This window comes from Bradyrhizobium sp. C-145 (genome assembly GCF_023375135.1).
GTDB classification, from domain to species: Bacteria; Pseudomonadota; Alphaproteobacteria; order Rhizobiales; family Xanthobacteraceae; genus Bradyrhizobium; species Bradyrhizobium zhanjiangense.
On the sequence record NZ_CP088150.1, the window covers coordinates 6002415 to 6023763 of the forward strand.

22 protein-coding genes and 5 pseudogenes are annotated in these 21349 nt (G+C 61.7%); 13 read left to right on the forward strand and 14 right to left on the reverse strand.

From position 1 onward, the window contains the following. Window positions 1-32 precede the first annotated feature (32 nt). Both LRP30_RS28380 and LRP30_RS28385 read left to right on the forward strand, forming a co-directional pair. A complete protein-coding gene (locus LRP30_RS28380) occupies window positions 33-386 on the forward strand; it encodes a hypothetical protein (protein WP_249756874.1) in 354 nt (117 codons plus the stop codon). A 627-nt stretch (window positions 387-1013) separates the two neighbouring features. Beyond that, window positions 1014-1208: pseudogene (locus LRP30_RS28385) on the forward strand (hypothetical protein); the annotation flags it as partial. 45 nt (window positions 1209-1253) lie between these two features. Here the strand turns inward: LRP30_RS28385 and LRP30_RS28390 are convergent. Beyond that, entirely contained in the window at window positions 1254-1454 is a 201-nt protein-coding gene (locus LRP30_RS28390) for a hypothetical protein (RefSeq protein ID WP_249756875.1), read from the reverse strand. A gap of 352 nt (window positions 1455-1806) precedes the next feature. Here LRP30_RS28390 and LRP30_RS28395 point away from each other — a divergent pair. Further along, window positions 1807-1995 (forward strand): annotated as a pseudogene (locus tag LRP30_RS28395) (CsbD family protein); the annotation flags it as partial. Between the two features lie 892 nt (window positions 1996-2887). Here the strand turns inward: LRP30_RS28395 and LRP30_RS28400 are convergent. Beyond that, the gene (locus LRP30_RS28400) at window positions 2888-3187 is read right to left on the reverse strand and encodes a DUF1330 domain-containing protein (RefSeq protein ID WP_128944301.1); all 300 of its coding nucleotides are present in this window, start codon (window positions 3185-3187) and stop codon (window positions 2888-2890) included. 988 nt (window positions 3188-4175) lie between these two features. On the opposite strand from LRP30_RS28400, the gene LRP30_RS28405 reads away from it, so the two are divergent. Continuing rightward, window positions 4176-4394, forward strand: a complete 219-nt coding sequence (locus tag LRP30_RS28405) for a hypothetical protein (RefSeq protein WP_249756876.1) — start codon at window positions 4176-4178, stop codon at window positions 4392-4394. A gap of 385 nt (window positions 4395-4779) precedes the next feature. Here LRP30_RS28405 and LRP30_RS28410 read toward each other — a convergent pair whose 3' ends face one another. Then, window positions 4780-5154, reverse strand: coding sequence for a response regulator (locus LRP30_RS28410; RefSeq protein ID WP_249756877.1), 375 nt, complete (start codon window positions 5152-5154; stop codon window positions 4780-4782). Between the two features lie 403 nt (window positions 5155-5557). Between LRP30_RS28410 and LRP30_RS28415 the strand changes: the two are divergent. Then, window positions 5558-5794 (forward strand): annotated as a pseudogene (locus tag LRP30_RS28415) (transposase); the annotation flags it as partial. A 19-nt stretch (window positions 5795-5813) separates the two neighbouring features. On the opposite strand, the gene LRP30_RS28420 reads toward LRP30_RS28415, so the two are convergent. Then, window positions 5814-6023: a hypothetical protein gene (locus LRP30_RS28420; protein WP_249761988.1), complete on the reverse strand. Its 210-nt coding sequence runs from the start codon at window positions 6021-6023 to the stop codon at window positions 5814-5816. Window positions 6024-6078: 55 nt separating this feature from the next. Here LRP30_RS28420 and LRP30_RS28425 point away from each other — a divergent pair, with 55 nt between their 5' ends. Beyond that, window positions 6079-6225: a hypothetical protein gene (locus tag LRP30_RS28425; RefSeq protein ID WP_249756878.1), complete on the forward strand. Its 147-nt coding sequence runs from the start codon at window positions 6079-6081 to the stop codon at window positions 6223-6225. Window positions 6226-6475: 250 nt separating this feature from the next. Here LRP30_RS28425 and LRP30_RS28430 read toward each other — a convergent pair whose 3' ends face one another. Together LRP30_RS28430 and LRP30_RS28435 are read right to left on the reverse strand one after the other, a co-directional pair. Next, the gene (locus tag LRP30_RS28430; RefSeq protein ID WP_028153650.1) at window positions 6476-6667 is read right to left on the reverse strand and encodes a hypothetical protein; all 192 of its coding nucleotides are present in this window, start codon (window positions 6665-6667) and stop codon (window positions 6476-6478) included. 653 nt (window positions 6668-7320) lie between these two features. Beyond that, on the reverse strand, window positions 7321-7728 hold the full coding sequence (locus tag LRP30_RS28435) for a hypothetical protein (protein WP_249756879.1): 408 nt from the start codon (window positions 7726-7728) through the stop codon (window positions 7321-7323). A gap of 302 nt (window positions 7729-8030) precedes the next feature. On the opposite strand from LRP30_RS28435, the pseudogene LRP30_RS28440 reads away from it, so the two are divergent. Continuing rightward, window positions 8031-8280: pseudogene (locus LRP30_RS28440) on the forward strand (DUF2798 domain-containing protein). A gap of 11 nt (window positions 8281-8291) precedes the next feature. On the opposite strand, the gene LRP30_RS28445 reads toward LRP30_RS28440, so the two are convergent. The 3 genes and pseudogenes from LRP30_RS28445 to LRP30_RS28450 form a co-directional block, all read right to left on the reverse strand. Beyond that, on the reverse strand, window positions 8292-10079 hold the full coding sequence (locus LRP30_RS28445; RefSeq protein WP_249756880.1) for a chloride channel protein: 1788 nt from the start codon (window positions 10077-10079) through the stop codon (window positions 8292-8294). Between the two features lie 12 nt (window positions 10080-10091). Next, on the reverse strand, window positions 10092-10226 hold the full coding sequence (locus LRP30_RS45035; RefSeq protein ID WP_256477626.1) for a class II aldolase/adducin family protein: 135 nt from the start codon (window positions 10224-10226) through the stop codon (window positions 10092-10094). A gap of 170 nt (window positions 10227-10396) precedes the next feature. Beyond that, window positions 10397-11003, reverse strand: a pseudogene (locus tag LRP30_RS28450) (MarC family protein). A gap of 86 nt (window positions 11004-11089) precedes the next feature. Here LRP30_RS28450 and LRP30_RS28455 point away from each other — a divergent pair. From LRP30_RS28455 to LRP30_RS28475, 5 genes are all read left to right on the forward strand, one after another. Continuing rightward, a complete protein-coding gene (locus LRP30_RS28455) occupies window positions 11090-11296 on the forward strand; it encodes a hypothetical protein (protein ID WP_091898377.1) in 207 nt (68 codons plus the stop codon). Between the two features lie 113 nt (window positions 11297-11409). Beyond that, entirely contained in the window at window positions 11410-11976 is a 567-nt protein-coding gene (locus LRP30_RS28460; RefSeq protein ID WP_128932484.1) for a DUF892 family protein, read from the forward strand. 153 nt (window positions 11977-12129) lie between these two features. Continuing rightward, window positions 12130-12513 carry an Hsp20/alpha crystallin family protein gene (locus LRP30_RS28465; RefSeq protein ID WP_011088914.1) on the forward strand — a complete coding sequence of 128 codons (384 nt, stop codon included), beginning with the start codon at window positions 12130-12132 and terminating at the stop codon, window positions 12511-12513. 8 nt (window positions 12514-12521) lie between these two features. After that, on the forward strand, window positions 12522-14915 hold the full coding sequence (gene lon / locus LRP30_RS28470; protein WP_249756881.1) for an endopeptidase La: 2394 nt from the start codon (window positions 12522-12524) through the stop codon (window positions 14913-14915). Window positions 14916-14920: 5 nt separating this feature from the next. Next, window positions 14921-15076 (forward strand): hypothetical protein, encoded by a 156-nt coding sequence (locus LRP30_RS28475; protein ID WP_249756882.1) that lies wholly within the window; start codon window positions 14921-14923, stop codon window positions 15074-15076. A gap of 72 nt (window positions 15077-15148) precedes the next feature. Here the strand turns inward: LRP30_RS28475 and LRP30_RS28480 are convergent, their stop codons facing one another. From LRP30_RS28480 to LRP30_RS28490, 3 genes are all read right to left on the reverse strand, one after another. Next, on the reverse strand, window positions 15149-15451 hold the full coding sequence (locus LRP30_RS28480; RefSeq protein WP_084805933.1) for an HU family DNA-binding protein: 303 nt from the start codon (window positions 15449-15451) through the stop codon (window positions 15149-15151). A 475-nt stretch (window positions 15452-15926) separates the two neighbouring features. Next, window positions 15927-17159 carry an acetyl-CoA C-acetyltransferase gene (locus tag LRP30_RS28485; protein ID WP_249756883.1) on the reverse strand — a complete coding sequence of 411 codons (1233 nt, stop codon included), beginning with the start codon at window positions 17157-17159 and terminating at the stop codon, window positions 15927-15929. 253 nt (window positions 17160-17412) lie between these two features. Beyond that, window positions 17413-18876, reverse strand: a complete 1464-nt coding sequence (locus LRP30_RS28490) for a GH1 family beta-glucosidase (RefSeq protein WP_249756884.1) — start codon at window positions 18874-18876, stop codon at window positions 17413-17415. 218 nt (window positions 18877-19094) lie between these two features. Between LRP30_RS28490 and LRP30_RS28495 the strand changes: the two genes are divergently transcribed. Then, window positions 19095-20564, forward strand: coding sequence for a sulfatase-like hydrolase/transferase (locus tag LRP30_RS28495; RefSeq protein WP_249756885.1), 1470 nt, complete (start codon window positions 19095-19097; stop codon window positions 20562-20564). A 138-nt stretch (window positions 20565-20702) separates the two neighbouring features. Here LRP30_RS28495 and LRP30_RS28500 read toward each other — a convergent pair whose 3' ends face one another. Further along, window positions 20703-21110 (reverse strand): hypothetical protein, encoded by a 408-nt coding sequence (locus LRP30_RS28500; RefSeq protein WP_249756886.1) that lies wholly within the window; start codon window positions 21108-21110, stop codon window positions 20703-20705. A 61-nt stretch (window positions 21111-21171) separates the two neighbouring features. After that, window positions 21172-21339 (reverse strand): hypothetical protein, encoded by a 168-nt coding sequence (locus LRP30_RS28505; RefSeq protein ID WP_164940780.1) that lies wholly within the window; start codon window positions 21337-21339, stop codon window positions 21172-21174. Window positions 21340-21349 lie beyond the last annotated feature (10 nt).

The window sequence follows — 21349 nt, forward strand, 5'->3', positions numbered from 1 at the left end:
ATTGAGCGGTTATTCGTATCGAGGACCGTTCTTTGAACCACATCGCCTTTATCTTGATCTTGTTCGTTGGCGGCTCTTCGCTCGCCTTAGCCCAGAGTGCGGGTGGATCGAGCAGTGGCGGCTCTACGCCGAGTGGAACTGCGGCCACCGGCTCCACAGGTTATTCGGGCGGCACCCTATCGACCGGCCATACCTTAAGCGGCACTGCGGGCTCCTCCGGTCCCAACGTGGGCAATGCGCTCAGCCATGCAGCGACTGGCGGCGACGTGGATGCTTCCTCGGTTACTCAGGCTCCAACCTTGCATGACAACGCGGTGGATACGCCCGCCGCTGAACGCGCCATGAAGAACTTGGGCAACACCGATATTGGCATTCTCAAGAAGTAAGACCATGCTGCAATTGGCGCGGTTGCCCGAGAACCGTTGCCTCGTGCCCCTTCAACGCTTCGCCGGATACGCGCCTGAGCCCAAGCCCACGGTGCGCGCATCCAGACATGGCCCCATTAACGAGCTGGTTACGAGTCGGTGTCACCATTACATATAGGTCGTCGCTATATGCGGCGATGCATTCTGAGTACGGTTTAATTTCGATACCCCCGGTTGGCGGTCTCTTCAGGAAGAGCCCCAATGTTTAGGGGGGCATCACGGTGGCAGTTGTGGCGCTGATTAGCACAGCGCAAATGGTCGATATCTAACCGACGGTCGGTACAACGACGCGGTTATGCTCCGACAAATCAGGCACGCGTTTGGGTTTTAATAATTCTTTAGCGCGGAGGCGCGTGATGGACATCTCATGGGCTGATCTCGATAGCGATGAACAGCGCACCATTGCGATATTAGGAGCCGGACTTTCCATTGAATTGTGCGACCCTCTTGCTCTCCTCACGTTAAGGCGTCTCGGCCTTATCATAGGGTCCCATTTGACAGCCGCTGGCCACAATCTGCGAAGGGATGCCGTTGTGAAGAGTGTCGCGGGCTAATCGTTGCGGGTGGTCATTGAGACTAGGATCGGGGATGCCATGCGCAATCGAGCTTATTGTGGACGCTTACCTTCGCCTCAATGACAGGATAGCTCTCGACGATTTGCGCATACAGCGCCGGAAGCTGGCTGTGGACCTGAAGGCACGCACCGACTTTGACTGCCGGACAACCATTCAGCAGATCGAGGAAGATATCATCGTGATCGAGGCTGGGCTCGCGCGGTTGGATGGTGCGGCCAAGACCCCAACCACCCAAAGACATTTCGTGCTCGACCTAGATTATCCGCTCCTTGGTGACCCGCAAGCTGCGAACGTAATAGCCCTGTCTCTGAACGGCTGACTTGATCTCGTCGCTGACTTTGAGAACTCTTTTTCTGCTCTTACGCCACTTACTCCGAGAGCAAACGACGGGTATTGCAGAGCCATTGCTTAGAACAAGCAAGTCGCGCTTGTCATTGCGATAGACATCAAACATTTTGCGTCCCCGCCGATCGTATCGAAGCAAACACGAAATATGTTTCAATCATTCTGATCGATCAGCTTACTATCTCGAATGGCTGTGCGGGTTGTAAATGTGCAACGCTCCGCGACTTCTGCTTCACGTTGCCACACCAGCAAAGATGCGGTGGAACGTTCAGCTTGGATCGCGCACCTCGGGTGCCACGCCCCCCTGATAAGTAGCCACCGAGGACGATACACTTTTTTGGTCAATTTTATTGCCGCATAAGAGATCAACCTCAGCCGATCGGCTTTGCTTCAATAGCGCTATTCGGAACGCTGAAATTTCTCGTGTGTTGGGGCGTCATCCAGATTGACGGAGGCACGTTATGGATCGCGAGCACGTGAAGGGGGTCGCCGACAAGGCCAAGGGCAGCATCAAGGAAGGCGCCGGAAAGCTGACCGGCGATAAGGACCTGCAAATGGAAGGCAAGGCTGACAAGGCCAAGGGCGCTGTACATAATGCCGTAGGTGACGTTAAGGATGCGGCGAAAGACGCAGCAGAGGTGGAAGCAGAAGACCTTGAGCGAATGGCGCAGTTCGACGAATGGGTCGAAGAAATGCGCAGGAACGGGTGTGCCGATCCGGAGGACCCGGTCGAACTCGCAAAATGGCAAGCCGAGCAAGACAGGGAATTCGAAGAGAATGCGCGCCTGCATCGGGCTTTCGACCAAATGGAACGAGAGGAAGAGGAAGAACTCCAACGGATCAAGGACAGCCGCCCATTGGGCGTTCCACCGCCGATCGAGCCTCGAAGCGTCCACTCTGCCGTGCCGCAACCACCTTGGAAGCGGAAGTTACGACCCTGACCCGCGAACAGTGAGCCGCAATCCCCGGCAGCGTTGTCCAACGTCCACCACCGGCAGTAGACCGGCGTCGGTCCGAGCACGGCGTAGTGATCAGCGCGACAGACCCCCATGTCCAACGACGACATTATCGCAGGCTGGCAGTTGTCAGTGACGATGCAGAGGCGCACGCCACTCGCATGGCTGCTTCGACACGGTGAATTCCACGAAGGCAGCGACCGACCGAGAGAGATCGTGCCGATGCAGCATGCATGTTGGGTGCCCGTCACCCGGTCCTGGCGTTCCCTTGGCATCGAGGTGGACGAAACACGCGAGACGACAATGGCCTCTGAAATTGGCCAGATACCTGTCAATGGCGGGGATTTTCTGCCGTTCCTGATAGAGTATCGGATGATAGTGGAGCACGGAGGCGGCACGCTGACAGACCTAGCCAGTCGATACCCGCAATATCGAGAGCTACTTTTTCCATCTTCGAAAAGGCCTAGAGCGGCAACGGGCGAACCGTACCCGTGCTATCGATCTCGATCAGAGATTATCAGCAAATTCCGAACTGTCCTGATCAATATCACTTCAACTTCGAATTCCACTGTACCGATTGCGGCGGCTACACGCCCTCAAGCGTGATTAGCATATCGAGATCACTCGTGCTCTCTTTGCGTAATTTTACGAGTGGCTGATACTCTGGCGAGTTGTACCACGCATCGAGCGATTGCTTGTCGGGGAACTCGATGATCACCACGCGGTCTGGCTCCCAGTGACCGCCTTCGGGGAATTGATGCGCGCCGCCCTTGGTCAGATAATGCCCGCCATATTTTTCGATCATCGGCCCGACCTTGACCCGGTACTCCTCGAATACGGCGGGCTCGGTGATGAGGTGCTCAGCGATCACGTAAGCCTTCGGCATGGCCGCTCTCCGGCATCGTCTCTGGCCGGAAGCCTATCACGGATTGATAGCACGGGTAGCTCGGTTCGAGATCACGAACAAAAGAACAGCCTCGTAGGAGCAACGAAGGGTCATACGCGTTTAAGGCGGCAGGGAAGCTGTGCAATCCAGAACGGTCGCAGCCGTGGCGGACAGCCCTCCAACTCGCGCCCATGGTTCACCCTCCGACTTAGAGCCGGAGCATCTCCGGGCGATCTGCGACGAAATCGGCCAGCGGCTTCGCGGGACGCTCGCGGACGATCTCACTCCGCTACCATTGCGACTGCAAGGCATGGTGGAGCGGCTGACCGAATTGGATGGCGGCGCGCCGTCGGCCGCGCCGGATCGCCAGGACGATGCTTACCCATCCCGGCTACTCTCGAAATTTGTGTCGGCGCTTTGGCGGATCCTTCGAAACGGGCCTTGAGGCGCGGGGACGCGCGACGGCCCCCGTTTGGCGTATTTGGCCCCGAACTTTTCCGATTTTGCTTCGGTAAGAGGAGTCTCGGCGACCTCGCTGATCAGCTTGCCCGTCGATCTGTTTATCATGGGATAACCCACAACCGGGACCGCCAATCTGTTCATACAAACTCGGACTGAGACGAGCGCCAGCGTTGATGTGGCTGCACACTCATGAGGTCGGCTCAGTGGACCGTAGCGGACTTCATGTGCTCAGCCTGAGTTCTTCGCATTTTGATCCGGAACAGACATTCTGAAAGTGTTGAAAGTCGCGCGCCTAGAGCTTCACTAACTCGGGGGTGCTGGCACAAGCGCTGACGATGGCAATAAGCCTGACGCACATTGCGAAGGCACGTCCCTACGGAATGCTGCTCTATAAAGGCTGCGCCAGGTTCGATTTGGGTTGAGCTTTCGTTCCGTTGGAACCATCGGCATCCTTCGAAGCTACGCGAAACATTCTTCACCCCTGAAACTTAAGTGAATCGTGGGGCCAAAATCGAAAGGTCGCGATATGGAACCGACCAGTCGAGCATCGGACCACATCGACCGTCTGACTGCCCAGTCGATTTGCGACGAGGTGGGTAACAGGTTGCAAGAGGACTTATTTCTCGAAGCCTCGCCTCTGCCGCCCTACCTCGAACGTCTAGTCAATGAATTGCGCAAGCAGGAGCGTGTTCAAATTGATGGCGTCGGCGCGCCCGCTGACCGTTTCCTTCACGCCCGGCCATGATGATGCCGGACGAATTTGCGCAACTAGCGGCCCATTACAGCAGAGCGGCCGAAGAGGCTTCTGACTCGCATTCTCGTTACCAGCTTCAGATGCTGGCGGACAGTTACATGACGCTGGCAAAAAGCACGCTGGTCTTGGACCGATCCGGCAAGGTCCTTGAGATACTGGAGCGATCCCGAAAGAAGTAAGGCCGCCTCAGCTGGCGGCCTCTTACTGCGAATGTCTCCTGTTGGCCCATCACCGCCCAGCGGAATGGTCGTTGGGGTGTCGGCTGTCGGGCGTGGAGCGGAAACTGATTGCAGCGGTCTGGACCGCCGATTTTGACCCAAGTCGGACAGACGACGACCGCGCTGATGCGACACCGCACGATGCTCGGCCTGAACGATCATCGCCGACACAGCCGCCCGATATCCTCAACGAGTTCTAGCGGATCGAAAGGCTTCTGCCACAGTTTCACCCCCGCAAAGCGCTCCGGGATGATTTCGCCGCCGTATCCAGTATAGAAGACAAAGGGTACGCCCTGCCGGATCAGTTCGTCTGCGATGGGATAAGCCGCCCTATTGTGGAGATTGATGTCGATGATGGCGACGTCGAAGTGATCGCGTGCGGCTCGGCGGTACGCTGCATCAAAGTCACCAAAGGGTCCAATGATACTCGCGCCGTGGGATTTGAGCGCTACTTCCAGATCGTTCGCCAGAAAATACTCGTCCTCGACGATGAGAACACGGCAACCGTTTAGCTTGTTGTCGCAATCACTCATGGCACGCCCCCATGGAAGAAGGACTGCCACAGTACAAAGGACGGGACTGCCCGATCGTTCCCCGACTAATGTTCACTTTTGAACTTTCCGCCCGGATCGCGTTACGGAGTTCGACGGAACCGTTTCGTTTCAACCGATACGCGGAGGGGGAGTTGCCAGATTTGCCCATCATCGATTTGCCTGACGAAGCGCGCAACTTCCGAGCCCACTCCTCGGCAGCAGCGCCAGTCATAGACAACGGAGGGCGTGCCGAACCTTATGGAGGCGCGAGATCGCGCGCGAGCGCCCCTTAGCTCCCGGGTGGGTGAAACTTCTGCAATTGGCCGATTCTGTTGAAAAAGGCGGCTGTTGCGACGCAGAGATATCAGTGATTCAGTCTGTCTAATTGGCAGGACTGAAGATCATGATGGGGCATCGGCAAGTCGAACAGGCCACGTTGTTCTATGAGTTCTCGCTCGAAAGACATATCCCGACTGATCACTTGCTGCGGTTGATTGACAGGTTTGTCGATCTTGAACAGGTCCGGCGGGACCTGGCGCCTTTCTACAGCAGCATCGGTCGACCTTCGATCGATCCCGAGCTGATGATCCGGATGCTCCTGATCGGTTACTGCTTCGGCATCCCATCGGAGCGGCGCCTGACTGCGCCGGTGCGGACACTCAGAACGGAATATCGTCGTCCATATCGTTCTTCCGTACTTTCGGCTCCACGACAGGGACATCGTTCTTTTCAACAAAAACACCCGGCCAGGACGCGTCGTCATCGCTGTGGTCGATGATCTCGAAAATGGGATCGTTCTCGTCGTGACCATTGCGTCGGACAACGGTGGAAGGCCTGCCTTCAACGTCGCAGACAAGAGGAAGGACCACGCGCGCTCCGTGGTTCCGGAAAACATTCGGTCAGCGATGCTGGGAATTGGACGCAATGGACCCGAACGACCTGCGGGCGCGCGTCGAAGCCGAAATCAACGAGCACATCGAGCCCGAGGCATGGGAGCGGTGCCGGATCGTCAACGAGGCCGAACAGCAGTCCCTTCGGCACGTCCTTGATCGGTGGGGCGGACATTCTTGAAGACGACGACCGGGGGAGCGGCGCAAGTAATCGGGGTTCAGCGGGGGCACGAGGATGAGATCGTCGCTTGGCGGAAACGCGGTCAAGAGTGCGATCCGAACCGTGGCAGGGCAGAGGGCGGCTTCGGCGCGCGCGATCAGGCACACGATGGGCTGTAACCTGGGCGCGCGCGCCGAAGATCTCCGACTGGGCCCTTGCTCAGCACACGATGCAGGGCAAGTGAGCGAGACATTATCCCTCGTCGAGCGGCTTAGGCTGAATGTCGAAGAGAACTTCCATAATGCTTGAAGAAGTTATCAAGCTTCACTGGTTCGCCGGTATGTCGCCAGAACAGTTTTTTACCAAGGCTGGCCGCCACAGCGAGGCGGTGGTGGCCGCCGATTAGAGTATGGTCATCGGATGCTGTGGCGATGATCTCGCCGTCTTCGTCCACGATGATCATGTGCTGCCTCCGATCCAGCGCGCGGTCACCGCCGCCGCGATGGTGCACAATCCATCTAACATCGTGCCGGTCCCGGCGTTCCAATGGCCGCAGGAAGGCCGCACAAGGCAACCGGGCTTACAGGGGACGGGACCGGCCCGCGCCACGTGAAACTAGGGCCTGTTAGGGCCCAGCAGGTTCGGACGGGCCTCTCGCCCGTCGGCAGCAACAGAAATATACTTTTATCTTCAGGCGCTTCCGGCGATTTCAACAGGCCGAAAAAATCGCTTGCAGCCAGGACCACACGGTTTTGCCGTACGCGCGGTTCGTTGGCACCGCAGGGTTCGACGGCGTTGTGCACGTTGCCATCGAAATGCTGGCGCGACGAAACCTGACAGCGCCGTCCGTCCACGCGAAACCTTAAGGGCTCACGGAGAGCAATCCGCCCTGCTCTTGGCTCTCGCGCCCGACGCTGCCCCGTCCACCGCAAGCCCGAGTCTGCGATCATCACGACACATAATATCGCCGCTCAAGGGTGAGCCGCGATAAGCGACAAATACGCCAATTCCGAATTTCGGTAAAGTGGAATATTTTCGCGAACGAGGATTGACAGGGGGCGACACAGCAAAAAGGGGCGGTGCAAAGCACCACCCCTTTTGGACGAAAACGACCGCTTAATATGGCTGATAATAGTAGCGCGGGCCGCCGTAATAAGGACCGCCGCCGTAATAGCCGGGGCCGCCGTAGTAAGGACCTGGGCCATAATAATAGCGGTTCTCATAGTACTCGCGGCGCTGGCTCTCGGCGATCGCGCCTCCGATCAGACCGGCCGCCATGCCCATGAAGGCGAGACCTGCGGCGTTTGGCCCGCGTCGATAGTAATGGCGGCGACGGGCAGCGCTGAAATCAGTGACGTCAGAGGAGCCCTGCCCTGCCGCGACACCCTTTGCGGACACCGCCGTGGCCGGTGCTAAGGATGCCGCTGCCGAGGGCGATACGGGGGTTGCGACCAATGCCAGGGTTGCGAACGCGGCCAGGACCATGTTGCGGCGGGCTGCGGAAATCATCGGCCCTTCACTCATTCTGACCTTCCCCTATTCTCGCATCTGTTCTCGCCAAAGCGACATAGGCAACGACACGTAACGCGCAAACCACTGAAATGGTTTCCTGATCGCGGCGATCTGCCACGCCTTGAATGATTGTAAACCGGACGATCAGATCCAGCTTGAACCATCCAACCTGAGCGGATAATGAACAGCCGCGCCGTTTTTCGGTCGCCCTAAGCGTGTCACGTGAACCAACGCATCAACCGACGCCGTCGGAATCGATGCCATTTTCGAAGGTTCACCGTGATCGACGCGTCCTTTTCCTCGAAAGAAATCAGATGATTGCGGTTCGTAAACTGCCGGCGCGCTATGCGCCGATCGTGATGCCATTCGTGCCGTCGATCCTCATGACGGCGGTGGTGTCGGTCATTTCGACGCTGCGAAGCCTCGGCGCAACGCCGGCGTTCCTGGCCCGGCGCCTGGGGGCTGTCATGGCTCGTCGCTTTCCCGACGCTGCTCATGGTGCTGCCGCTGGTCCGCCGGATCGTGGCCTGCCTCGTCGCCGACCCACCTCAACTAGGCCAATAGCCGGAGCGCCCCTACGACAGCGCCCCCAGCACGCCGCGCGTCGCCTTGTCGATCTCCTCGACATAGCGGCGGCGCGCGAAGTTCTCGGTGAGGAAGCCGACTACCTTGCGGCTGTCGGTGGAATCGACCACAGCCAGCATCTCGGCCTCGGCCTCGTCGAACACCGCCATCGCCGACTTCACGTTCATTTCCGGGATCAGCACGATGTCGATCAGGCGGGCGAGCTCGATCACCTGGATTTCGTCGGCGATGGTGTCGAGGTCGCTGGAGAACAGGTCGGGCAGCAGGACGAGGCCGACATATTCGTCCGCATTATTGACGATGACGATACCGGGCCGCGACCCCAGCGCGAATTCGCGGCGCACGGCCGCGATCGTCGTGGTCGACGGCACCTTGCCGACGTCCGAGCGCATCAGCCGCTCGACCGTGAGATTGCGCAGCCAGCCGACGTCGTTGGCGCTGCGAATGGTCTCGCCGCGCAGGTGCAGGCGCCAGGTCGAGAAGGAGTGGCCGAACATGAAGCGGACGCAGATCGAGGTGACGATGCAACCGGCCAGCACTACGGCGGTGACGTCGACATTGCGCGTCATCTCGAGCACGAGGAACGACATGGTCAAAGGACCGCCGACGATAGCAACCCCGAGCGTCGCCATGCCGGTCAGCATCGCGACCAGCGGATCGATCACGAAATTCGGGCTGATCAAGAGCAGCAGCACGGCAAAGAACTTTCCGATCAGGCTGCCGACGAACAGCGAGGCGAAGAACAGGCCGCCACGGAAGCCCGAGGCGAGCGAGACCAGGCAGGCCGTCACCTTCAGGGCGATGATCAGCGCGATCAAGCCGATCGTCATGTCGTGAAAGAGATCGAGCACCATGGCGCCGTGGCCGGCGGCCAGCACCTGCGGCGTGACAATCGCGAAGCCGCCGACGATGAGACCGCCGATCACCGGACGCAGCCAGACCGGCATCCAGGCGAACAGGCGCTCGAACGTCGGCGAGGAGCGCATCACGGCGATGCCGACGCCGCTGGTGACGAGGGCGAGCCCGATCAGGGCCAGGTACTGCTCGACACCGACGGCGCTGACCTTCGGTATCTCCAGCGAGTACGGCGCGCCGCCCAGCCATTGCGCGGTGAGAGCGCCGGCGAGCGAGGCCGCCAGGATCGGGGCGGCACTGCCGACCGAATAGACGCCGACGATCAGCTCGCAGGCGTAGAAGGCGCCGGTGATCGGCGCGCCGAACGCCGCCGCGATCGCGGCGGCAGCGCCGCAGCCGACCATCAGGCGCATATCGTTGCGGCGGAGATTGAAGAACTTGCCGAGCAGCGCGGCGATACCCGAGCCGATCTGGGTATAGCCGGCTTCGAGGCCGACCGAAGCGCCGCAGCCGTTGGAGATCAAGGTCTGGCTCGACACCACCAGGCTGTCGCGCATCGAGAGATTGCCGCCGCGCAGCGCGTTGGCCTCGATCGGGTCGACCGCGTTCGAGATCTTCATGCGCCGCCGCGACCATTCCATGATGCCGAGCGAAAGCCCGCCGAGCGCCGGCGCAATCAGCGCCGCCCAGGGACTGACGCTCGCATTGGACGAGAGGCGAACATCGATGGGGATGCCGTAGATCACGACGTGCGCGATCTGGGCGATCTCGGCCATCAGCGTCACGATCGCGCCCGCCAGCGTGCCGATCACGAGCGCAAGCGGGATCAGGTAGAACTCGTTGCTGCGCAGCAGGGCACGCAGCCGAACCATAGTGCGGTTCGTTCTCTTGCTATCGATCAGATGTCTGATTCGAACGAACACCTTCTGCCCGCCCTACCCTTCCGACAGGCCGTAGCCGGCCATGCGGACGCTGATATTGCCAGAGGTGCCCTGGTAGATGCCGAGCGCATTCATGCGGCGGCAGGCGTCGATGATGGCCTGTCTCTTGTCGAGCTCGTCCGCTGTCATCGACAACTCTCTTCTTCTCGGCTTCTTGGCGATGAACGTCAGAGGGGAAGTACGGCAAAGCAATGTCGCAGTGCAAGCGAAAGCGACCTGATCGGGCGCCATCTTGCCGACGGATCCGCGGCTTCTCGAAATGAACCGTAAAATCAATAAATTAGCAAATGGTCGCACCCCTACGACAGGCTCGCCCGAACGGCTGCAATGCCGTTGATGACGAACTGCACCGAATAGGCGGCGAGCAGCATGCCCAGCACGCGCGAGAGCACGGCATTTCCGGTGCGCCCGAGAGTGCGGGCGATCAGGCTCGCGGAGACGAAGCACAGCATGCAGAGCAGGCAGACCGAGAGCACCACGGCGATGATGATCACGAGCCGCCCGCCAGCAGCAGCGTGGTCGCGATCGCGCCGGGGCCGGCCACCATGGGAATGGCGAGCGGAAACACCGCGACATCTGAGGCATGCTCGGATGTCGCCTTGTCGGCCTCCGGGCCTCGCGATGCGGACGGTCACCGAAGATCATCTGGTACGAGACACCGAATAGCAACAGCCCGCCGGCAATCTGGAAGGCGGGAATGCCGATCCCGAGCTGGCGGAGCAGGCCGTTTCCGACCAGCGCGATCACGACCAGGATCGAGGCGGCGATCAGCGGCGCCCGCAACGCGACCGTTCGCTTGATCTTGTCTGGCATGCCGGCGGTGGCGGCCAGAAAGGCCGGCGCAAGGCCGACGGGATCGACCACCAGCAGCAGCGTCACGAAGGCCGACAGGGCGAAATCGATCATGTCTCGGGGGGCTCCGCGGAAGGAACGATGGCAGGCGGACTGACTTAGCCCGGCAGAACCATTTTGGAAATCACTGGAGACGATCAATGAGCGACAGTGGAATCGGAATGCTGCTCGGCCATCTCTCGGCCAACCTGCTCTGGCTCTGGTTCATTGGAGCCTTCCTGCTCGGCGCGGTCCTCGTCTACGGCGTGATGAAGGCCGGACGCCTGCGGCGCAGCGAACGCGCGCAGCTCGACCGTAACACCGAGGCCCGGCAACGGCAGGAGGACCCCTACAAGCATCCAACCTGAGAGATCGCCGTGAGCGCCGGTTGCAGTTTGGAACTTTCGTTTTTCAAAGGGCTTTGATCGCCTGAGGATTGAGGGAGGCGACGCCTTCCGATGTGACCTCAAGAGGAGGACGTATGGCTAAACGAGCGAAGAAACGCACAACCAAGAAGACCGCCGCGCGCCGACCGCGTCAGGCGCCGAAGATGCTCAGCGACCTGTTCCTGGAGACGCTGAAGGACATCTATTTCGCGGAGAACAAGATCATCAAGACGCTGCCGAAGATGGCCAAGGCTGCGCATTCGAAGGATCTTGCGGCGGCCTTCAACAAGCATCTGCGCGAGACCCAGGGCCAGGTCAAACGTCTCGACCAGGTCTTCAAGATGCTGGGCAAGCCCGCACGTGGCAAGACTTGCGAGGCCATCAACGGCATTACCGACGAGGGCGCCGAGATCATGAAGGAATTCAAGAACGCGCCTGCCCTCGACGCCGGTCTGCTCGCGGCGGCGCAAGCCGTGGAGCACTACGAAATCTCCCGCTACGGCACGCTGCGGACCTGGGCCGAGGAGCTCGGCATGCAGGATGCGGCGAGGCTGCTCCAGGAGACGTTGGACGAGGAAGAGGCGACCGACCACACGCTGACCGAGCTAGCGACGTCCGTGATCAACCTCGAAGCGGAAGACGAGTACCGCGCGGCGGCCTGAGCCGTACCCGCGCAATGACGAAACGTCGCGGTCCGAGCCGCGGCGTTTGCCTGTTCGGGATCACACGATGGCGCATGGCACGCCCGCATCGTCGGGCTGGATTTCCGCGGAACCGGCCCCATATGCAGCCTTTCCCACCGCCGAGCCCGCATCATGCAACCCAAAAATCCCCTCGACTGGATGCTGTCCGAAGCCCTGGACTCGCTGACCCGCGCCGAACGGCTGCGCCAGCAGTTCGGCCGCCAGGAAGCCTGCTGGGAGCCGCCGATCGACGTGCTCGAAACCGAGCATGAGCTCCTGATCCTGGTCGCGCTTCCCGGCGTCAATCCGGACAATGTCGAGACGGTGATCCATGACGGCGCGCTCGTCATCTCCGGCCAGCGCACCCTTCCGCCGGAGCTTCGCAACGCCCGCATCCACCGGCTCGAGCTACCGCAGGGCCGCTTCGAGCGGCGCATCGCGCTCCCCCTTGGCCGCTACGCCATCAGCCGCTTCGTGATGGACGGCTGCGTTGCGCTGCGCCTCGCCAAATCCTGAGGTCGATCATGGCCACCGAACAGATGAATAACGCCCAGACCAATTCCCAAAACAATTCCGACGTGAAGGTCCCCGAAGACGCGCTGATCGTGATCCCCGTGCGCGAGATGGTGCTGTTCCCCGGCGCGATCGCGCCGATTTCGATCGGCCGGGCAAAGTCCATCGCCGCCGCACAGCAGGCGCTGCGCGAGCAGCGGCCGGTCGGCATCGTGCTGCAACGCAGCCCCGAGATCGAGGAGCCCGGTCCGGACGACCTCTACCGGGTCGCGACCATCGCCAATATCGTGCGCTACATCACCGCGCCCGACGGCACTCACCACATCGTCTGCCAGGGCGTGCAGCGCGCGCGCATCCTCGACTTGCTGCCCGGTACGCCTTTCCCGGCTGCCCGCATCCAGCAGATCCCCGAGCCGACCACGACCTCGCCCGAGATCGAGGCGCGCGCGCTGAACCTGCAGCGCCTGGCCATCGAGGCGATCGAGCTGCTGCCGCAGGCCCCGCCCGAGCTGGCAGCGATGTTCCGGGGCACCAGCGCGCCCGGCGCGCTGGCGGACCTGGCGACCTCGTTCATGGACATCAAGCCGCAGGACAAGCAGGAGGTGCTGGAGACCATCGACCTCGCCTTGCGCGTCGAGAAGGTGTCGAAGCACCTGGCCGAACGGCTGGAGGTGCTGCGCATCAGCAACGAAATCGGCCAGAAGACCCGCGCCAGTTTCGACGAGCGGCAGCGCGAGGCGATCCTGCGCGAGCAGATGGCGACCATCCAGCGCCAGCTCGGCGAAGGCGACGGCAAGGCGGCCGAGGTCGCCGAGCTGACGGCTGCCATCGCCAAGGCCAACATGCCGCCCGAGGCGGATGCGCACGCCAAGAAGGAGCTGCGCCGCTACGAGCGCATGCCGGAGGCCGCCGGCGAAGCCGGCATGGTCCGCACCTATCTCGACTGGCTGATCGAGCTGCCCTGGGCGCTGCCCGCGGAGAAGCCGATCGACATCAAGGAGGCGCGCCGCATCCTCGATGCCGACCATTTCGGCCTGGAGAAGATCAAGAGCCGGATCATCGAATATCTGGCGGTGCGCAAGCTCGCCCCGCAGGGCAAGGCGCCGATCCTGTGCTTCGTCGGCCCTCCTGGCGTTGGCAAGACCTCGCTCGGCCAATCCATCGCACGCGCGATGGATCGTCCCTTCGTGCGCGTCAGCCTCGGCGGCGTGCATGACGAGGCGGAGATCCGCGGCCACCGGCGCACTTATATCGGCGCGCTGCCCGGCAACATCATCCAGGGCATCAAGAAGGCGGGCGCCCGCAACTGCGTGATGATGCTGGACGAGATCGACAAGATGGGCCGCGGTGTGCAGGGCGATCCTTCCGCCGCGATGCTGGAGGTGCTCGACCCCGAGCAGAACGGGACCTTCCGGGACAATTACCTGGGCGTGCCCTTCGACCTGTCGCGCGTGGTGTTCATTGCGACCGCCAACATGCTGGACCAGATCCCGGGTCCGCTGCTCGACCGCATGGAGCTGATCAGCCTCGCCGGCTACACCGAGGAGGAGAAGCTGGAGATCGCACGGCGCTACCTGGTGCGGCGCCAGCTGGAGGCCAACGGCCTCTCGGCCGAACAGGCCGAGATCGAGCCGGAGGCGCTGAAGCTGATCGTCAAGAGCTACACCCGCGAGGCCGGCGTGCGTAACCTCGAGCGCGAGATCGGCAAGGTATTCCGGCATGCCGCGGTGCAGGTCGCCGAGGGCACGGCCGCGAAGGTCGTGGTGAGCCCGAGGGACATCGCCATCGTGCTCGGCCAGCCGCGCTTCGAGGGCGAGATCGCGCTGCGCACCAGCGTTCCCGGCGTCGCCACCGGTCTCGCCTGGACGCCGGTCGGCGGCGACATCCTGTTCATCGAGGCCTCGCGCGTACCCGGCCGGGGCGGGCTGATCCTGACCGGTCAGCTCGGCGACGTCATGCGCGAGAGCGTGCAAGCTGCGCTGACGCTGGTGAAGAGCCGAGCCACCCAGCTCGGCATCGATCCGCAGCTGTTCGAGAAGAGCGACATCCACGTTCACGTTCCCGCGGGAGCGACCCCGAAGGACGGGCCGAGCGCGGGCGTTGCGATGTTCACGGCGCTGACGTCCCTGCTCACCAATCGCACGGTGCGCAGCGACACCGCGATGACCGGCGAGATCTCGCTGCGCGGCCTGGTGCTGCCAGTCGGCGGCATCAAGGAGAAGGTGGTGGCTGCGGCCGCTGCCGGATTGAAGCGGGTGATGCTGCCGGCGCGCAACAAGCGGGATTACGACGACATCCCGAAGAGCGCGCGGGACAACCTCGAATTCATCTGGCTGGAACGCGTGGACGAAGCCATCGCCGCGGCGCTCGAGCCCGCTGATGCCAAGGTCGAGGCGGCGGAGTGAATGCGATGAGCGGATTGCTGGAAGGAGCGAAGCGATCACGGAAAACGCAGCGGCTGCGCCAGCTGCTCGATCGCGCCATCGATCGGGTTCGCGATGCGCTGGCGGCGCCAGGACCGCGGCTTCAGCCGGTCCCGGTCCGGGTGAAGCGCCGCAAGGGTTGAGCCCTCCGTCTCGAGCCCTCGCGGCAGCCCCAAATAAAAGGCCCCCTCCTATCCGAGGGGGCCTTTGCGTTGTCAGGCCACGGCGTCCTTGGCAGCCTTGACCGGGCGGGCGCGGACGATCTTCCGGGCCGGCTTGGCCTTGAACATCATCTCTTCACCCGTGAACGGGTTGGTGCCCTTGCGCGCCTTGGTGGCGGGCTTCTTGATGACCACGAACTTGGCGAAGCCCGGCACCAGGAACAGGCCGTTCTTCTTGAGCTCCTTGTGACCGACGTCGGTCAGCGTCTCCATGACGCTCTTGACGTCACGCTTGGAAAGCTCGGTGGCGGTCGCAATCTTTTCGATCAGCTGCGATTTGGACATTTGGGTTGGCATCGTGTCTCCTCTGATTCGTTGCCGGTTGCATATTAGACCAAGCGGCGAAGGCCTATAGCCTTCTGCACAGTTTTATCGCGTTTTTACGGGCTTTTTTGGCCCTCTGTGACAAAAAACCCTGCATTTTAGCTGCTTCCGGAGCGAAAGAAGCCTCAGGCAGCGGTTTTTGCCTTGTTTCAAAGGCCCGCAAGCCACCTTGCTAAAGCTGATTCGATGCTTTCGACAAGCGACGACCGGCCTCTTTGCCGGAGGCCGGTCGCGATTCACCCTGAAAAATAAGGGCTAGATTGGTGTGTTGCCGCCATCGCAGTTGCTCTCCCTCTCCCCGTTCTTACGGGGAGAGGGTTGGGGTGAGGGGCTGCTTCCGCGCTCAAGGTGACAGCCGGACGCACGGAGAGTCCCCCTCACCCGGATTGCATCTGACGATGCAATCCGACCTCTCCCCGCAAGCGGGGAGAGGTGAGAGAGAGTGAAGCTAGATGCGCTCGATGACGACCGCCGGCGCCATGCCGCCAGCCGCGCACATGGTGACGAGACCGCGCTTGAGGTCGCGCCGTTCGAGCTCGTCGAGCACGGTGCCGATCAGGATCGAGCCGGTCGCGCCGATGGGATGGCCGAGCGCGATCGAGCCGCCATTGACGTTGACCTTGGCGCGGTCGAGCTCGAGATCACGGATGTATTTTTCCGCAACCACAGCAAAGGCCTCGTTGATCTCGAACAGGTCGATGTCGTCGACGGTCAGCCCCGCCTTCGCCAGCACCTTGCGCGTCGCCGGTACCGGCGCGTTCAGCATCAGGGTCGGCGAGTCCCCCATGTTGGCCATCGCCACCACGCGGGCGCGCGGCTTGAGGCCATATGCCTTGGCGTAGGCCGGCGAGGCCAGCAGGATCGCGGCGGCGCCGTCGACGACGCCGGACGAGTTGCCGGCGTGGTGCACGAAGTCGATCTTCAGGTCCGGATATTTTTGCAGGATCAGGCTGCGATAGGTCGTGCCCTTGTCATCGAGCGCATAGTCGGCGATGGCGGGGAACGCCGGCTTCAGGCTGCTGAGGCCCTCCATCGTGGTCTGCGGCCGCGGATATTCTTCATGGTCGAGCGCAAGGCTGCCGTCCTCGCGGTGGACGGGCACGAGGCTCTTCTTGAAGTGACCATTTGCTATCGCATGCGCGGCACGTTTCTGGCTTTCGAGGCCGAGCGCGTCGACGTCCTGCCGCGTGATGCCTTCCAGCGTCGCGATCGCGTCGGCACAGACGCCCTGATGCGACTGCGGGTGCCGCGCGCGCAGGCGCAGATTGCCGTTGTCCATCATCATCGGACCGCCGCCACGGCGTCCCTCCATCGACATCATCTCGCAGCCGCCGGCGATAACGAGGTCTTCGGCGCCCGCCATGATCGAGCTTGCGGCCATGCTGACGCTGGTGATGCCGGAGCCGCAGAAACGGTCGAGCGTCACGGCACTCGCGCGCACGTCGTAGCCGGCATCGAGCGCCGACATCCGGCCGAGATCGCCGCTTTGCGTTGCGACCTGCGCGCTGCAGCCCCAGACGATGTCGTCGACATCGGCGGTGTCGATGCCGGTGCGGTCGGCGAGCGCGCGCAGCACGGTTGCGCCGAGCTGCTGCGGATGAATCCCCGAGAGCGCTCCCTTGCCGGCCTTGCCGATGCCGCGTGGGGTGCGGCAGGCATCGATGATCAGCGCGTCAACCATTGGCGTTGTCCTCTTGTTGATGGGTGTTGAGAGGCGTTGTGAATCAGGAGGACAGGTGAGTCAATGCGTGGTGGCTCGCCTCGCCTCTCCCCGCGTGCGGGGAGAGGCTGGATTTTACGCGCAGCGGAAAATCCAGGTGAGGGGGAGCTTCAGCAAGGACGGTGGCAGATGGACTCGCGGAGAGTCCCCCTCACCCGGAATTGGCTGTCGCAAATTCCGGGCCTCTCCCCGCAGGCGGGGAGAGGCGAAGAGATCACACCCCCGCCGCGTTGGTCGCGATCACGTTGCGATAGAAGCTGGCGCTGAGCTTTGGGGTGCGGACCTGGGTGTCGAAATTGACGTGGTAGAGGCCGAAGCGCTTGTTCAGCCCGTACACCCATTCGAAATTATCCATCAGGCTCCAGAGGAAGTAGCCGCGCACCGGCACGCCCTCACTGGTGGCACGCTGGAGTTGGGCGAGATAGTTGCGCAGATACATAATGCGGTCGGTGTCGTAGATCTTGCCGTCGGGCCTCACGACGTCGTCGCCGGAGGTGCCGTTCTCGCTGATATAGATCGCGTCCGTCTTCCAGATCTTGGCAGCCAGCTTTGGCACCCAATAGATCGTCTCGGGTCCGACGCGCAGCCAGTCCGAATTCATGTGCGGGAACGATTTCGGGATCGGCAGCGGCATGAAGCTGGCACCCTGGTCGGAAGCCACCACGTAGTTCTGCGGCGCGTAGATGTTGAGGCCGAGGAAATCAACCGGTGAAGAGATGATCTTCAGCTCCGCATCGGTGTATTTCGGCGCGTTGGGCCCGGCGAACTTCAGGAAGGCGTCGGTATACTGCCCGGTCATGATGACGTTGAGATAGCCGCCATTCATCTCGCGTAGCGCGATCTCAGCGGCGCGGACGTTCTCCGGCGTGTCGATCGCGGGCGCGCAGGCATCGATGTTCTCGGCCGGTCCCACCCTGGTGCCGTGGCGGCCATGGGCGCGCACGGCCTGCACCGCGAGCCCGTGCGCGAGCGCGCTGTTGTGCCTGATCTGGTTGAGCTCGGCCTGCGGCAGCGTCAGGCCCGGCGCGTCGATGCCAATGCCGTAACCGAAATAAACGAAGCGGCCGCTCTCGTTCAGCGTGAACACGTTCTTGACCCGGTCGGTCAGATGCTCGGCGACATAGGCCGCGTAGTCGCCGAAGATCTTGCAGGTCTCGGTCGAGCGCCAGCCGCCGAAGCGATCCTGGAGCGATTGCGGCAGGTCCCAATGATAGAGCGTCAGCCACGGCTCGATGCCGTTCTTGAGGAGCTCGTCGACGAGCCGGTTGTAGAAGTCGAGCCCTTTCGGGTTCGGCTTGCCATCGCCATCCGGAAACACCCGCGGCCAGGCGACCGAAAAGCGATAGGCCTTGCAGCCGAGCTCCTTGATGAGCGCGATATCCTCCTTGTAGCAGTGATAATGCTCATTGGCGCGGTCGCCGGTAGTGCCGTCCTCGATCTTGCCGGGGATGCGCACGAACTTGTCCCAGATCGAAGCCCCTCGCCCATCCTCGTTGACCGCGCCCTCGACCTGATAGGACGAGGTCGCCGTGCCCCAGACAAAGCCTGCCGGAAAGCCGGTGCCGGCGCGCGGCGGCGGTGCCGGGTTGACCTCGACGGCCCCAACGGGATTTGCCATTCCGGCTGCGGACAGCCCCGCGATTTTCGCGAATTGGCGACGCGAGACCTTGTCCGACATTGATGCTGCCTCCTGGGATGGTTTGGGCGAGACGCCCGAGCTTCGTCGCGGACGCTCAGGCATTATGTCCGACTTCGACGTCCTGGAAAGTCGGCAAGCCGGGGCCGCCTCCCCATAGTTAACTCATTCAACGCCTTTTCCGCAGCGCAATTAATCTAAGCTTCAGGTCTCGCCTATAGGCTGCACTCAGAAAAAACAGTCCCTTTTTGGTTGCGAAAATGCCTCCGTCGTCAATTGCCGCCAATCCGCGGCGGGCCGCGCAAGGTCGCGAAAAGTGGGCCACGTTCTTTGGCACGCTCGATTCGCCCAACGTGCGGCTCCTCGCGGGCGGGCTCCTGATACCAAACCTAATCTCGCTCGCAACGATGGCTTCATTGGTCGATATCGGCTTGCCGCCGCGGACCATCGCCATCGCTCTCTATGCCAGCATTGCCATCCTGGCGCGGCGTATTCCCTTCATGCTCACGGTCGCGCTGTTTCTTGCCGTGCTCACCTTCGACATTGTGCAAACGTTGTCTCTCATGTTCGGCATCGGGCTGAGTGACCTAATGGCAGCTGTCGACCACGCGAGGCGCATCAATTTCTTCGCCTCACCGCTTTATTTCGCTTTGATCGTCACACTCGTCATGACCACGGGCCTAAGCCTGGCATGCTTAAGGCCGCGCGCCATGCTTATGAATGCGAACATACCGGTTCTCTTCTTCTTGGCACAGGCGTTCGGCGTGATGGACTATGTCAGCAACGCGTCGCCACACTACCATTTCGGCTCCACGATGGCACGCAACGAGCCGATCCAATCCGCTGCGGAGGTGTCGGGTTTTAGGCAGGCAGCAGGGGCCGACGGAAACAACGTCGTCCTGGTGATCGTCGAGAGCTTGGGCTACCTGAAGGACCAGAACGCCCGAACGCGCATAGCAGAACCCCTGTATGATCAAAGTCTGACCAGGGACTACACCATCACCTCCGGAAAAACGGTCTATTTCGGTTCGACGACATCGGGCGAGATGCGGGAACTATGTAATACGCGCACATTCTATACAGAGTACGTTCAGAATGACACCAACACCTGCCTGCCGGATCTGCTGGCCGCGCGAGGGTATAGCAACATCGCCGTGCACGGCTTCGCTGGAGGTATGTTCGAGCGTGAGCAGTGGTATCCGACAATCGGCTTCGACCAGGAACTCTTCCGCGACGAGCTGGTCAAAACGACCCGCCGCGTATGCGGCAGCGCCTTCGCTGGCGCGTGCGATGCAGATCTCGCGCCCGTGATTTCCGCGGCCTCCCGCGAAGCGGGAAAGCAAGGCAAGCCACGCTTCATCTATTGGCTCACATTGAATACCCATATTCCGGTCGCGCCTGGCCAAGCTCTGACGGATTTTCATTGCGAGACCGACGGCGGCGTCTTCAGTCGACCCAAGGTTTGCAGGATGGCCGAACTTTGGCACGACGTATTTGCCGTCGTCGCAAAGATAGCTCGCGACCCAGCCGTGGCGCCGGCCGACATCCTGGTGGTCGGCGACCATGCCCCGCCGTTCTGGTCGAGACATGACCGCGCCCAATTCGAGCCCGGTCAAGTGGCTTGGTACAGGCTCCAGCCCCGGCGAGCGTTTCCTCTGCCGATGCGGGACGCCCGCAACCAACAGCGAGCATCGACAGACGACGCGGATAGCAGTCGAAGTGCGCAATGACCGAGCAGTGGTATTGCGCATGTCTGTCGCTCTCGTCCTTGAAGACCTGTAAAGTGGCTTCACGCCCTCAAGGCTGTCCCTCTGCCGTTTGCCGCTATCAACCCGGGTATCGGAGGCCAGCGCGATGCCTCTCCTCGCTCAGCGCGAGCGCTTCGGCAATTTCGGCAGCTTGTCGGGATTGAACGCCGGCATCTGCTCGGTTCGTTCAGGTGCCGGTGGCTGCTTTTCGGTCAGGATGAGCGTGCCCTGGAGGATCATTCCCGGGACTTGTACGGCGGTCGCCGTGTAGGTCGCGATCTTGCCGGGGCAGTTTCCTTCGATGGTCAGCGTCAGCTCATCATCGTTGCCGAACACCGTTGCGCGTCCATCGGTATGACGCTTCGTCGATACCGTGGCAGTGAAGCGATCTCCATCGACCCGACAGGAGCCATGATACGTCATCAGGCTGTCGCGGCCCCAGATCTGTCCGTCTGCGACATGGACGATGCCGGTACCCTGGTCGAGCGGCGTCTTGTACCAAGCCGCGTAGGTGCCGTCCTTCAGCATGGGAGCCGTCTCCCCTGGTATTCCCAAGCGGATAGTCCGCATCATTAGCGCTAAGAAAGCGTTAATCGCGCGGCCCGTGCCAATCCGGTCTGTCCTTGCGCAGCTCGGCTTCAAGCTCCTCGATGATGCTGTGAAGCAGACACGCGGCGAGCGGATCTGTCACCTCCCGCTCCAGGCGCCTGTAACGCGCGATCCGGAATTCCTGCTCTTTCAACTGGTGCTCTGTCATCAGACGGGCC